We start from the raw sequence: 13,017 nt of genomic DNA, 5'->3' as shown, positions 1-13,017 counted from the left end.
CAACGCACCGACGCCCTGACGATCTGGAACGTGCACTACAACTACCATCGCCCCCACACCGCCGCCGGAAACCGACCACCAGCCACACGGCTCCACACCGGCGTCACCAACGTCATGGCCTCATACAACTAGTTGCGGCGGATGTCCGTCGGGAACGTCGCCATCAGCGCCGTCGGCATGCCCTGACGGCGCAGCACCCGTCCCCACAGGTCGACGTTCGGCGGCGTGAGCACGTCGTCGGGCAGGCCCTTCACGACGATCCAGTCGCCGCGCGCGACCTCGTTGCCCAGCTGGCCCTCGCCCCAGCCGGAGTAGCCGGCGAACACGCGCATCCCGCGCACCTTCGCCACCAGCACGTCAGGGTCGGCGTCCAGGTCGACCAGCGCCACCGGTCCGTGCACGCCGACCACACCGTCGAGTGATGCCAGGTCCTCGCCGGTGCGCAGCGCGGCCAGGCACAGCGCCGTCTTCTGCTCCACCGGCCCGCCGATGTAGACGGCCTGCGGCCTGCTCACGTGCGGTCCCCAGGCGGGCAGCACGTCGTGGACGGCGACCTCGCTCGGGCGGTTCAGCACCACGCCGAGGCTGCCCTCGTCCCGGTGGTCGATCACGTAGACCACCGTCCGGCGGAAGTTGGGGTCGATCAGAGTCGGTGCCGCGACCAGCAGAGAACCCGGTTCGACGTCGGCATCAGGGCGCACACCACGCATGATCCCAGACGACGACCGCGGGCCAGGCGACGCAGCGCACACCGCGCGGACGCGGTCGGCGGAACATCCGGGTTACCGTGTTCGTTGTAGTGGACGTCAGGCGCCATCGAGTCCCCCGGGCCCACTGAAACGCCTACGCGGAATACCGTCCGGCTGGAGCCGCGTAGTGCCACCCGCCGAGAGGCGACCGGGCGCCTGGCGCCAGGGAGGCCGGACCCCACGCGGGTCCGGCCTTCGTGGTTCGGAGGTCCGGAGGCATAGGCTCACCACCGTGACCACTGCCGGCACCACCGCGGCGAAGCACCACCTCGGTGTCCGGAGACTCCTCGCGCTGGCGGACTTCCGCAGGTTGCTGGCCTCGCGGCTGGCCGCCCAGTGGGGCGACGGCCTCTTCCAGGCGGGCCTCGCCGGCGCGGTGCTGTTCAACCCCGAGCGCCACGCCGACCCGCTCGCCGTCGCGGCCGGGTTCGCCGTGCTGCTGCTCCCGTACTCGGTCGTTGGCCCGTTCGCGGGCGCCCTGCTCGACCGGTGGGACCGCCGCCGGGTGCTGGTCGTGGCGAACCTCACCCGTGCCGTGTTCATCCTGCTCACCGCGGCGGCCGTCGGGCTCGGGCTCGCCGGCGTGCCGCTGTACGCCTCGGCGCTGTTCGTCACGGGGGTGAGCCGGTTCGTCGGCTCCGGCCTGTCCGCGTCCCTGCCGCACGTGGTGGACGGCGACCACCTAGTGGAGGCGAACGCGTTCGTCACCACCCTGGGCGCGTTGACCGCGGTGCTCGGTGCGGGCTGCGCGGTGGGGTTGCGGTCGGTGCTCGGCTCCGGTGACGGCGGCTCGGCGTGGACCACGACGTTCGCCGTCGCGGGCTCGCTCGGCGCCGCCTTCCTGGCCTCCCGCTTCGCGCGTGGCGCGCTCGGACCCGACGAGGTGGACGAGCCCAGCCGGACGGTCACCGCGGTCGCCCTGGGCCTGCTGGACGGCGCACGGGCCGCGTGGCGGGCGCCCAGCGTCGCCGCCGCCCTCGTGGCGCTGCTCGCGCACCGGCTCGCGTTCGGCGCGTCGCTGCTGCTCACGCTGCTGCTGATGCGCAACTCGTTCACCGACCACGGCCCGCTCAAGGCGGGCATGGCGGGGCTCGGCGAGGTCGCCGTGGCCGGTGGCGCGGGCATCCTGCTGGCGGGACTCGTGACCGACCGGCTGGTGGACGTGCTCGGCCGGCGCGGCACGGTCTGCGGCGCGCTCGTGCTGGCCGCAGCCACCCAGCTCGGCCTCGGCCTGCCCATGCTGCTGCCGACCATCCTGGCCGCGTCGTTCGTGCTCACGTTCGCGGGCCAGGTGGTCAAGCTCTGCGTGGACGCGGCCGTGCAGGGCGACATCGGCGACGAGGTCCGCGGCCGGGTGTTCGCCCTGTACGACACGTTGTTCAACGCCACGCAGGTGGCAGCAGTCACCGCCGCGGCGGCCGTCGTGCCCCTGGACGGTCGGTCGCCGGGCCTCGTGATCGCCGCGACGGTGGCTTACCTGCTCGGCCTGCTCGGTTACTTGTTGCTGGTCAAGCGCCGTGCGTGAGTGCCTCTACCGCGTCACCGCGGCAGGGGCAATCTGATGATCCCCGTCTCGTGGGCGTAGACCACCGCCGCCATCCGATCACGCAGGTTCAACGCGCGAAGGATCTCCGACACCACCGCCCCCACCTGGTGCTGGCTCAGCGCCAGCACCCGCGCTATCTCGTGGTCCGCGAGCCCCCTGGCCAGGCAGCGGAGCACGGCCCGCTGCCGGTCGGAGAGCTCGTCCAACCCCTGTTGTGCCCGGGTGCCCCCCTCGGACAATCCCCAAGCGTTCATACGACACCACCCCCAGTGCGCGTCTGACGCACACAGTCATGGTCCCGCAACAGGCTGTCACTGGCCAAGGCCAAGTCCGAGATTGGTCACTTGGTGTCAGTCACCAGGGGGCTGGACGCCCTCCGCGCGCGCCCACTCGAGCAGCTCCGCGACCGCCTCGTCGTGCTCCAGCGGGCCGCGGTCCAGGCGCAGCTCCTTGAGGAACTTCCACGCCTTGCCGACCACCGGCCCCGGCGGCAGGCCCAGCAGCCGCATGATCTCGTTGCCGTCGAGGTCCGGCCGGACCCGCTTGAGGTCCTCCTCGGCGGCGATCCGCTCGATGCGGCGCTCCAGGTCGTCGTACGTCCGCTGCAGCGCGTTGGCCTTGCGCCGGTTGCGCGTGGTGCAGTCGGCGCGGACCAGCTTGTGCAGGCGGGGGAGCAGGTGCTCGGCGTCGGTGACGTACCGGCGCACCGCCGAGTCGGTCCACTCGCCGCTGCCGTAGCCGTGGAACCGCAGGTGGAGGTACACGAGCTGGGCGACGTCCTCGACGATCTCCTTCGAGTACTTCAGGGCGCGCAAACGCTTGCGGACCATCTTCGCGCCGACCACCTCGTGGTGGTGGAACGACACCCCGCCACCCTCCTCGAACCGCCGGGTGTCCGGCTTGCCGATGTCGTGCAGCAACGCGGCCAGCCGCAGCACGAGGTCCGGCTCCGGGCCGTCCTCCAGGTCGACGGCCTGGTCGAGCACGACCAGCGAGTGGTGGAACACGTCCTTGTGCTGGTGGTGCTCGTCGATCTCCAGCTTCATCGCGGGCAGCTCGGGCAGCACCACGTCGGCGAGCTTCGCCTCGACCATCAGCTCGACGCCCGCCCGCGGGTGCGCGCCCGTGAGCAGCTTGGACACCTCGACCTGGACGCGTTCGGCGGTGATGCGGGTCAGCTCGCCCGCCATGGCCGCCATCGCGTCGAGCACGCGTGGCGCGACGGTGAAGCCCAGCTGGGACACGAACCGGGCCGCGCGCAGCATCCGCAGCGGGTCGTCGGAGAACGACTCCTGGGGCGTCGCGGGGGTGTCCAGGGTCTTGGCCCGCAGCGCCTCGCGGCCGCCGGTCGGGTCGATGAGCTGCCGGTTCACCACGTCGTAGGCCATCGCGTTGACGGTGAAGTCCCGGCGCACCAGGTCGCCCTCGATGCTGTCGCCGAAGGTCACCTCGGGGTTGCGGGTGACGCCGTCGTAGGTGTCGGCGCGGAACGTGGTGACCTCGACGGTCTGCCCGTGCTTGGTCGCGCCGACCGTGCCGAACGCGATGCCGGTGTCCCAGATCGCGTCCGCCCAGCCCTTGAGCAGCGCCATGATCTGCGGCGGCCGGGCGTCGGTGGTGAAGTCGAGGTCGCCGGACAGCCGGCCGAGCACGGCGTCCCGCACGCTGCCGCCCACCAGGTACAGGCGATGGCCGGCCGCGGCGAAGCGGGCGGCCAGGTCGTCGGCGACGGGGAGCGAGCTCAGCAGTTCCACCACGGCATTGTCCTGCCCAGGAGAAGTGGTGGTGGAGGCGATGGGTCCGGACACGAGGAGCCAGCCTACTGGTCGGCGGGGTCCGGCTCGACCGGGTTGCACGGCTGTCGATCACCACCCGCCACCGGGCGGTCACGTCCGGTACCCGCTGGTCGCCACTACCATCAGGGCATGCCCCAGTCGTCCGGTCGCTCCGGCGGTCCCAAGCCGAGGCGCCGGAACCGGCGTCGGGGTCGGCGGCTGAAGACCGTCGACGAGACCTCGGCGGGAGGGCTGGTGCTGGACTTCGAGCAGCACGTCGCCGCGATCATCGGGCGGCTCGACCGGCGGGGCCGGCTGCTGTGGTCGTTGCCGAAGGGTCACATCGAGGCCGGTGAGACCGCGGAACAGACCGCGGTGCGCGAGGTCGCCGAGGAGACCGGTATTCATAGCAAGGTCCTGCGCCCGCTCGGCTCGATCGACTACTGGTTCGTCGCCGAGGACCGGCGGGTGCACAAGACCGTCCACCACTTCCTCCTGGAAGCGCTGGGCGGCGAGCTTTCCGACGAAGACGTGGAGGTCACCGAGGTGGCGTGGGTGCCCCTTGGCGAGCTGGACGACCGGCTCGCCTACGCGGACGAGCGTCGACTCGTGCGCCGAGCCGCCGAACTGCTCTCCGAGTACCAGACGGACGGAGCGGAGTCCGCGTGAAACGGCTGCTGCCCGCACTAGCGGCGGCGGGGGTCCTCCTCGTGACGACGGCGTCCGCGGCGCCCGCCGCGCCCGCCGACAGCGGGCGGCTGCCCGTCCGGCCGGCGCCCGCGACGCAGGTGTGGGCGACCATGGCGCTGTCCAGCCAACCGGGCCAGCAGTCGCAGGTGTGGCTGCGCCTGGACGTCGAGGAGATGACCCCCCGCGTGATCACCGCGGACGGGCCGGACTCGATCACGATCTCCGGCAAGGTGGTCAACGTCGGCGACCGGCCGATCGAGGACATCGAGCTGCGCCTGGAACGCGGCCGGCCGCTGACCGGCGAGGACGAGGTCCGCGAGGCGCTGCGCCAGCCGACCGACGCCGAGTTCGTCCAGCCGAACTTCACCCCCGTCACCGACCGCCTCGAGCAGAACGAGTCGAAGCCGTTCCGGCTCACCGTGCCCCTGCGCGGCACGGACCCGACCTCGCTGCGCATCACCGAACCCGGCATCTACCCGGTCCTGGCGAACATCAACGGCGTCCCGGCCTACGGCGGCCGGGCCCGGCTGGCCGCGCTGAGCACCCTGCTGCCGGTGCTCGCGATGCCCGGCGGGCAGGCGCCGTCCCCGCCGGCGAACCCCGCCAAGCTCACCCTGCTGTGGCCGCTGGCCGACCGGCCGCGCGTCGTCACCGCCACCCCGACCGTGCTCACCGACGACGAGCTGGCGGGTTCGCTGGCCATGGGCGGCAGGCTCTACGGCCTGCTCATGGCCTACGAGTCGGCGCTGACCGGCCCGCTGGGCACCGGCGTGTGCCTGGCCGTCGACCCCGACCTGCTGCGCACGGTCGAGGCGATGACCCAGGGCTACGAGGTGCGCGGCCAGGGCGCGGGCAAGGGCAAGAGCGCGGCCGAGCTGTGGCGCGACCGGTTGCGCCTGCTGGTCGCCGGCCGGTGCGTGATCGCGCTGCCCGACGCCGACGCCGACCTCGTCGCGCTGTCCCGCGCCCAGCTCACCGGCCTCACCGACCTCGCGCTCAACGGCGCCGAGGTGGTCCGCGACGTCCTCGGCGTACAGCCCACGCAGGGCCTGACCTGGCCCGAGGACGGCGTGCTCGACCAGCCGACGCTGTCGGACCTGACCGCTCGGGGCGTCACGTCCCTGGTGCTCGACCAGTCGGCCGTCGCCGGCACCCCCGGCACCGGACCGGTCCGGTTCGACGTGGCCGAGGGCAAGCCGGTCACGGCGGTGCGCGTCGACGGCATGGTGTCCGACGCGCTGAACGGCGCGGCGACGGCCAAGCCGGTCGCGGGCGTGACCACGCCCAGCGAGACCCGGCCGGTGTCGGTGCAGAACGCGCTGGCCGCGCTCACGTTCCGGGCCGGGTTCCAGAGCACCGGCCAGAACGTGGTCATCGCGCCGCCACGCCGGTGGAACGCGCCGACCGGCGAGGTCGACACGCTGCTGCGCACGGCGAAGTCCCTGGTCGCGGACGGGTTCGCGACCCCCGTCGGCCTGGAGACCCTGCTGGCGGCGCCGCCCGAGCAGACGGCCGCGCTGAGCTACCCGGTCGAGGCCGGGGCCCGCGAGGTGCCGCCGTCCGTGACCGCCTCGGTGGCCGAGTCGTGGGCCCGGTTGCACCAGCTGTCGGAGTCGATGAGCCAACCGGACGCGGCGTCCGCCGAGCCGGGCGACCTGATCGACCCGCTGCGGTTGGCGCTGCTGCGCGCGGTGTCGGGCGCGTGGCGCGGCAACGAGGACGGCGCGCGGGCCGCGCTGGCGACCGGCGTTCAGCAGATCGACGGGTTGCGCGGCCAGGTCACGGTGACCGAGCCGAACAGCCCGATCCTGCTCGGCTCGGGCGACAGCCCCATCCCGCTGTCCATCAAGAACCGGCTCGACGTGCGGGTCACCGTGCGGATCGTGATCGAGGACACGCCGGGCATCGTGGCCAGGGACCTGACCGACATCGAGCTGCCCGCGCGCGGCGACCGGCTGGTGCGGGTGCCGGTGGAGGTGCAGCGGTCCGGGCGGTTCCCGGTGCACATCCGCCTGGTCACCACCAGTGGCGTCGAGCTGGGCGAACGGGCTCGGCTCGAGGTGTCGTCCTCGGCGTACGGGACGATCACGGTCGTCATCACGGGCCTGGCGGGCGCCGCGCTGGTGCTGCTGTCCGCCAGGCGCATCTACCGTCGGGTGCGCGCCGCCCGGGCCGCCTCCGCGCAGGTGCCGAACGACGCGAGTGGGGTCACGCCGCCGGAGAGGTCGAGCACGAGTTGAGCGGAACAACCACGGTGACGCAGGAGCAGCCGCAGGGCCCGTCGCTGGCGCGCGCCGGCGGCTCGATGGCCATCGCCACGATCGTCAGCCGCGCCTCCGGACTGCTGTCCAAGCTGCTGCTGATCACGATCCTCGGCGTCGACGCGCTCAACGACTCCTACCAGGTCGCCACCACGCTGCCCACGATGATCAACGAGCTGCTGCTCGGCGGCGTGCTGACCAGCGTGGCGATCCCGCTGCTGGTGCGCGCCGAGAAGGAGGACGGCGACCGCGGCGAGTCCTACGCGCAGTGGATGATCACCATGTCTGCGGTGATCCTCGGCGTCGGCACGATCATCGCGGTCGCCTGCGCGCCGCTGCTGACCGCGCTGTTCATCGACTCGCCCACGGCCAAGCCGGAGCTGGTCACCGCGTTCGCGTACCTGGTGCTGCCGGGCATCGTGTTCTACGGGCTGTCCGCGCTGATCGGCGCGGTGCTCAACACCCGGCACGTGTTCGGCCTGCCCACGTGGGCGCCGGTGCTGAACAACCTCGTGGTGATCCTGACGCTGGTCGTCTACTGGCTGATGCCGGGCGAGATCTCGCTGGACCCGGTGCGGATGGGCGAGCCGAAGCTGCTGGTCCTGGGCCTGGGCACGATGCTCGGCGTGGCGCTGCAGGCGTCGGTGCTGGTGCCCGCGCTGCGCCGGACCGGGTTCCGGTTCCGGTGGCGGTGGGGCTGGGACCGGCGGCTGTCGGAGTTCGGCGGGCTGGCGTTCTGGGTGCTGCTGTACGTGGCGCTCGGCTTCGCCAGCATGGTGGTGCTGACGAAGGTCGCCACGCACCACGACGGCGCCATCACGGTCTACAACATGCAGTGGTTGATCGCCCAGGTGCCCTACGGGGTGCTCGGCGTGTCGCTGCTGACCGCGTTGATGCCGAAGATGAGCCGCGCGGCGGCGGCGCACGACACCGGCGCGCTGGTCGGCGACCTGGCCTTCGGCAACCGGATGTCGTCGATCCTGCTGATGCCGTTCAGCGCGTTGATGACGGTGTCCGGCGTGTCGATCGGCCTGGCCCTGTTCGCGCACGGCCGGTCCGGCGTCGGTGGTGGCGAGGCGATCGGCACGGCGCTCGCGCTGTCCGCGTTCGGGCTGGTGCCGTACGCGATCACGTTGCTGCAGCTGCGGGTCTTCTACGCGTTGAAGGACGCCCGGACGCCGACGATCATCCAGGGGATCATCGTCGTGGTGCGGATCGGGCTGCTGTACGGGTTCCTGGCGATCTCGCCGCCGGACAAGCTGGCGGTCGGCGTGTCGATCGCGATGTCGCTGAGCTTCGTCGTGGGTGCCCTGGTCGGGCAGTTGTGGCTGCGGCTGAGGCTCGGTCGGCTGCGCACCGGTTACACAGCGTGGACGATCTGCCTCACGGTCGTGGCGTCCGCCATCGCGTTCGGAGCAGCGACCGGGCTCGCCTGGCTCGCCGTCCGGGTGGTGGGAATCGAGTCCCCCGTGGCGGGTGCCTGGGTCGAAGTGGTGATCCAGACGGTCGTCGGGCTGCCGTTGAGCTTCCTGCTGCTGGCGCTGTTCCGGGTACCCGAAGTGAAACCCGCGATCGCCAAGATCAGTCGTTTGGTGGGTCGGCGATGACACCTGTGACGCCGCGCGGTCACGTACCCTCGGCCCCGTGAGCAGCGGTCCGATCCAGAACGCCTCGCTGGTGCCCGGCGGGGTGATCGGCGACGGCCGGTACCGGCTGCTGGCCCGGTCCGGTGTGGACCGGCGGTGCGACGCGCACCTGTGGCGGGCCAGGGACGGGCAGCTCAACCGGGACGTGGCGCTGACCGTCCTGGTCGGCGACCCGGCCGACCACGCCGCCGCGGCGCGGGCCAAGCGGACCGCCGAACGCGCGATGCACGCGGCCAGCTTCACCCACCCGGGCGTGTCCCGGGTCATCGACGTGTTGACGCCCGGCGCCGGCATCAGGCCCGACGAGGGCATCCTCGGCGTGATCGTGGCCGAGTGGACCCAGGGCACCGACCTGCTGGACCTGATCGCCGAGGGCCCGCTGCCCGCCGGCGCCGCGACGCGGCTGCTGGAGCCGCTGGGCGCGGCGATCGAGGGCGCGCACCACGCCGGTCTCGTGCTCGGCGCGGACCACCCGCAGCGCATCCGGGTGACGGCGGACGGCAGGCTGCGGCTCGCGTTCCCCGGACCCCGGCCGGACGCGATCGCCCGTGACGACGTCAAGGGCCTCGGCGCGATCCTGTACCTGCTGCTCACCGGCAAGTGGGCGCTGCCGAACGGCCCGGACGGCGTGCCCGTCGCGCCGACGGGTCCGGACGGCTCCGTGCTCGCGCCGAGCGCGCTGCACCCGTACGTGCCGCACGAGCTGTCGTCGGTCGCCGTGCGCAGCCTGGAGGACACCAGCGTCGGCGGCATCCGGACCAGCGCCGCGATCCTCCAGGTGCTCGACCAGATCACCCAGTCCGAGGCGCAGACCGCGCTGATCCAGCCGGTGCAGGAGGACGCGGCGGACGACGGCGCGGTGTGGACCACGCAACGGCCGGTCCGCGACAAGGACCACAAGCGGAAGCTGATGATCAGCGTGGCCGTGCTCGCGGTCGCGACGCTGGCCGTGGTCGTCTGGCTGGGCGTGCAGATCGTGAGCTTCTTCAGCGACGAGCCGACCGGCGGCGGCGGGCCGACCGTGGTGATCGGCCAGTCCACCGCGCCGGGGCAGAGCGGCCAGCCCGCGCCGCCCGCACCGCAGCCGGCCGGTCCCGTGCAGCCCGCGTCCGTCGGCGTGTACGACGCGACCAACCAGCCCGACAACGCCAACCGGGCCAACCGCGCGGTCGACAACAACCCGACCACGGTGTGGCAGACGGAGAACTACTTCCAGCCGTTCCCCGCGCTCAAGCCGGGCATCGGGCTGATGGCGGGCTTCGCCGAGCCGGTGAAGCTGTCGTCGGTGACGATCACGTCGCCGAGCGAGGGCACGGTGGTGGAGATCCGCGTCGCGGGCGCACCCGGCGCGCCGCTGCCGGAGACGAAGGTCATCGCGACCGCGACCCTGTCGGCCGGGCAGACCCAGATCCAGCTGACCGACCACGACCCGACCCAGCACCTGCTGGTGTGGATCACGAAGCTCTCGGGCAGCGGCAAGAACAACCGCTCCGAGATCGCGGAACTCGTCTACACCCGCGCGCAGTAGCCCTCAGGCGCGGGTCGCGTAGTCGCCCAGCGCCGGTTCCAGCAGGTCGAAGACGCGCCGTGCGGACCGCGCCACGGTGGCCGCGATGTGGTCGTTGTCGTGCCCCTCGACGGTCAGCCGGAGCACTTCACCGAACAGCAGCCGGTTCGCGCCGCCCAGTTGGGTGGCGGCGGCCCTCGGCGTGATGTCGTCGAGCTCGGCGCCGGTGGCCTCGGCGAGAGCGGTGGCCAGCGCCTCCTCGCGGGCCTCGTGCAGTTCGCGCAGGCGCGCGGTGAGGGTGGGGCTGTCGACGATCATCCGGGCGAACGGCAAGCCGGAGAACCCGATCACCGGGTCGTGCCGGGCCGCGGCCTCCAGGAACGCGGTGCGCAGCGCCGCCAGCGCCGACTCGCCGACCGCGCGTTCGACGACCGTGCGGGCGAGGCCGGCGGTGAACTCCTCGTGCTGGTCGAGGGCCAGGTCCTCCTTGCGCGCGAAGTAGTTGGTGACGGTCTTCTTGGCCACCCGCGCGGCGTCGGCGATGTCGGCGATGGTCGTCTCCTCGAACCCCCGCTCGATGAACAGCCGGGTGGCGTGGTCGGAGATCGCCTGCCGGGTCTCCTGCTTCTTCTGCTCGCGCAGGCCCGTATTGGTGCTGGTCATGGGCCTAGCCTGGCAGACTTTTACGTCGGGCGCAAACTTCTGCTTGACGTTTTGTACTACGGGACTATAATTACACTCGTAGCAAGCACAACGGAGGAGCCACCTTGCGACGAGAGCACCACGGCCGCCGCCCGGTCCGGATCAACCACCAGCCGTTCGGCGGCAAGCAGCAACCGACCAGGCCGACGCGGGCACAGGGTGTGCCGCGTCGCCGCTCGTACTGACCCACGCACGAACACCGAGGAGACCCGCTTGATCACCAAGTCCACGCTGTCGCTGAACGTCGACGACGTCACCGCGTCCAGCGACTTCTTCACCACCCACTTCGGCTACACCCGGCAGATGGCCGCCGACGGGTTCGCGTCGCTGGCCCACGACGACGCGGTCGACCTCGTCCTGCTGCGCCGCGGCACCGAGGTGCTGCCCGAGGGCTTCCGCGACCAGCACGCCGCCGGGCTGATCGTCGCCTTCACGGTCACCGACCTGGCCGCGGAGCACGACCGGCTCCGCGCGGCGGGCGTCGGGATCACCATGCCGCCGCGCGAGGAACCGTGGGGTGAGCGCCTGTTCCAGGTGACCGATCCGAACGGCGTCGTCGTCCAGCTCGTCGAATGGGTGAAGTTGTGACGCGCGGTCGCGGCGGGCGAGTGCCGGTGCCCCGGGCACTCGCCCGTACAGGTGATCGGAGCGGGGTTGCCCAGGCCCGATAGGCTCCCGGCGTGACCGCCGCAGCCAGCTCGGACGCAGACCTCATCACGGCGCACGCCGCGGGTGACCCGCACGCCTTCTCCGAACTCGTGCGCAGGCACCGGGATCGCATGTGGGCCGTCGCGCTGCGCACGCTGCGCGACCCCGAAGAGGCCGCGGACGCGTTGCAGGAGGCGTTCATCTCGGCCTTCCGCGCCGCCGCGAGCTTCCGGGCCGAGTCCCAGGTCACGACCTGGCTGCACCGAATAGTCGTCAACGCCTGCCTGGACCGGATGCGCAGGCGACAAACCAGGCCGACCGTCCCCCTGCCCGAGGCCGGCCCCGGCGAGCCGGTGGCGCCCCGGGACGCGATGGCCGAGCGCGAGACCCGCCTGGTCGTCCAGGCCGCCCTCAACGAGCTGCCGGAGGAGCAGCGGGCCCCGATCGTGCTGGTCGACGTGGAGGGCTACTCGGTGGCCGAAACGGCGCAGCTGCTGGGGATCGCGGAGGGCACTGTGAAGTCGAGGTGCGCCCGCGGGCGGGCCAAGCTCGCCAAAGTTCTGGGACACCTCCGGAACCAGAGTGCAGATGCGAACGTCCCACTGAACGATGTGCAGGTGCAACAGGGACGTCAGTTGGAGGAACGATGACCGGCAATGCGCGGCGTTCAGGGCCGCCGTGGTCCGTCGACCTGCTGGCTGATCTGCACGCGGGGGCTCTGGACCCGCGGACCGAGGCCGAGTTGCGGCCACTGGTCGAGAACGACCCCGAGGCCCGCGAGATCCTCGCCGCCCTCGACGCGACGCTCGACGACCTGCGGGACCTGCCGCCCATCCCGATGCCGCGCCACGTGGCCGAGCGGATCGACGCGGCCCTCGCCGAGGAGGCGCGCCCGGTCGCGCCGGTGGTCGACTTCGCGCAGGCCAAGGCCCGTCGCGCCAAGCGCCTCGGCTGGGGCGCGGGGCTGCTCGCGGCGGCCGCGGTCGCCGTCGGCGTCGCCGTGGTGGCGATCCCCCGGGACAACACCGCCGGCGACAACGTGGCGCAGGAGGACAAGACCACGAACGCGCCGGTCACGGGCAGCGCCGTGCCGCCCGGCAGCACCGACCGGATGCCCGCCGTGCGCGGCGAGAACTTCGGCCCGGTGTTCGGCGACGTGCTCAAGGCGCAGAACTACGGACCGCTGGAGAACCAGGAGCAGCTGGCCGACTGCCTGCGCGGGGCGAACATCACCGCGGGCAAGCCGCTCGGGGTCAGCCCCATCACGTTGGACGACAAGCCGGCCGTGATGGCGATCCTGCCCGCGGGCACGCCGGGCGCGTACCGGATCGTGGTGGTCGACCCCCAGACCTGCGGCCCGGACAACCCCGACGGCGTCCTGGCGAACAGCACGATCGAGCCGTAGCGGGGCCGCGTAGCCCAACTCACCTCGACGGTGCGGAATTACCGCACCCTACGATCCGTTGTGCGAAGTGCCGGGCCGGGTGATCCGG

General features: G+C 72.3%; 12 protein-coding genes and 1 pseudogene. 9 read left to right on the top strand and 4 right to left on the bottom strand.

The window, feature by feature from the left end:
* Window positions 1–132 (top strand): annotated as a pseudogene (locus LNK82_RS25520) (IS481 family transposase); the annotation flags it as partial.
* On the opposite strand, the gene LNK82_RS25515 reads toward LNK82_RS25520, so the two are convergent.
* Entirely contained in the window at window positions 129–710 is a 582-nt protein-coding gene (locus tag LNK82_RS25515) for a YqgE/AlgH family protein (RefSeq protein ID WP_230569513.1), read from the bottom strand. The pseudogene LNK82_RS25520 and the gene LNK82_RS25515 sit on opposite strands and share 4 nt — an antisense overlap.
* Window positions 711–981: 271 nt before the next feature.
* Between LNK82_RS25515 and LNK82_RS25510 the strand changes: the two genes are divergently transcribed.
* Window positions 982–2,274, top strand: a complete 1,293-nt coding sequence (locus LNK82_RS25510; RefSeq protein ID WP_230569512.1) for an MFS transporter — start codon at window positions 982–984, stop codon at window positions 2,272–2,274.
* 14 nt (window positions 2,275–2,288) lie between these two features.
* Here LNK82_RS25510 and LNK82_RS25505 read toward each other — a convergent pair whose 3' ends face one another.
* Both LNK82_RS25505 and LNK82_RS25500 read right to left on the bottom strand, forming a co-directional pair.
* Complete coding sequence (locus LNK82_RS25505) at window positions 2,289–2,549, bottom strand: response regulator transcription factor (protein ID WP_123744844.1); 261 nt, start codon at window positions 2,547–2,549, stop codon at window positions 2,289–2,291.
* 96 nt (window positions 2,550–2,645) lie between these two features.
* Window positions 2,646–4,103, bottom strand: coding sequence for a CCA tRNA nucleotidyltransferase (locus LNK82_RS25500; RefSeq protein WP_230569511.1), 1,458 nt, complete (start codon window positions 4,101–4,103; stop codon window positions 2,646–2,648).
* A gap of 117 nt (window positions 4,104–4,220) precedes the next feature.
* Here LNK82_RS25500 and LNK82_RS25495 point away from each other — a divergent pair, with 117 nt between their 5' ends.
* From LNK82_RS25495 to LNK82_RS25480, 4 genes are read left to right on the top strand one after another with little or no spacing between them, the layout of a single operon-like run.
* Window positions 4,221–4,739, top strand: a complete 519-nt coding sequence (locus LNK82_RS25495) for an NUDIX hydrolase (protein ID WP_123744843.1) — start codon at window positions 4,221–4,223, stop codon at window positions 4,737–4,739.
* Entirely contained in the window at window positions 4,736–7,000 is a 2,265-nt protein-coding gene (locus tag LNK82_RS25490) for a DUF6049 family protein (protein ID WP_230569510.1), read from the top strand. Before LNK82_RS25495 ends, LNK82_RS25490 begins: the two co-directional genes overlap by 4 nt.
* Entirely contained in the window at window positions 6,997–8,628 is a 1,632-nt protein-coding gene (murJ, locus tag LNK82_RS25485) for a murein biosynthesis integral membrane protein MurJ (protein ID WP_230569509.1), read from the top strand. The genes LNK82_RS25490 and murJ overlap by 4 nt, the downstream gene beginning before the upstream one ends.
* A gap of 37 nt (window positions 8,629–8,665) precedes the next feature.
* Window positions 8,666–10,195 carry a protein kinase family protein gene (locus LNK82_RS25480; protein ID WP_230569508.1) on the top strand — a complete coding sequence of 510 codons (1,530 nt, stop codon included), beginning with the start codon at window positions 8,666–8,668 and terminating at the stop codon, window positions 10,193–10,195.
* Window positions 10,196–10,198: 3 nt separating this feature from the next.
* Here LNK82_RS25480 and LNK82_RS25475 read toward each other — a convergent pair whose 3' ends face one another.
* Entirely contained in the window at window positions 10,199–10,837 is a 639-nt protein-coding gene (locus LNK82_RS25475) for a TetR/AcrR family transcriptional regulator (RefSeq protein ID WP_230569507.1), read from the bottom strand.
* A 252-nt stretch (window positions 10,838–11,089) separates the two neighbouring features.
* Between LNK82_RS25475 and LNK82_RS25470 the strand changes: the two genes are divergently transcribed.
* The 3 genes from LNK82_RS25470 to LNK82_RS25460 all read left to right on the top strand — a co-directional run bounded on the left by LNK82_RS25470 (window position 11,090) and on the right by LNK82_RS25460 (window position 12,929).
* Window positions 11,090–11,464, top strand: coding sequence for a VOC family protein (locus LNK82_RS25470; RefSeq protein WP_230569506.1), 375 nt, complete (start codon window positions 11,090–11,092; stop codon window positions 11,462–11,464).
* Between the two features lie 92 nt (window positions 11,465–11,556).
* Entirely contained in the window at window positions 11,557–12,174 is a 618-nt protein-coding gene (gene sigM, locus LNK82_RS25465) for an RNA polymerase sigma factor SigM (RefSeq protein WP_230569505.1), read from the top strand.
* The gene (locus tag LNK82_RS25460) at window positions 12,171–12,929 is read left to right on the top strand and encodes an RsmA family anti-sigma factor (RefSeq protein ID WP_230569504.1); all 759 of its coding nucleotides are present in this window, start codon (window positions 12,171–12,173) and stop codon (window positions 12,927–12,929) included. The genes sigM and LNK82_RS25460 overlap by 4 nt, the downstream gene beginning before the upstream one ends.
* Window positions 12,930–13,017 lie beyond the last annotated feature (88 nt).

The organism is Saccharothrix luteola (assembly GCF_020859565.1).
Taxonomy (GTDB): domain Bacteria; phylum Actinomycetota; class Actinomycetes; order Mycobacteriales; family Pseudonocardiaceae; genus Actinosynnema; species Actinosynnema luteola.
The sequence above is the reverse complement of the archived record's forward strand: the minus strand, read 5'-3'. Positions and strand labels throughout refer to the sequence as shown.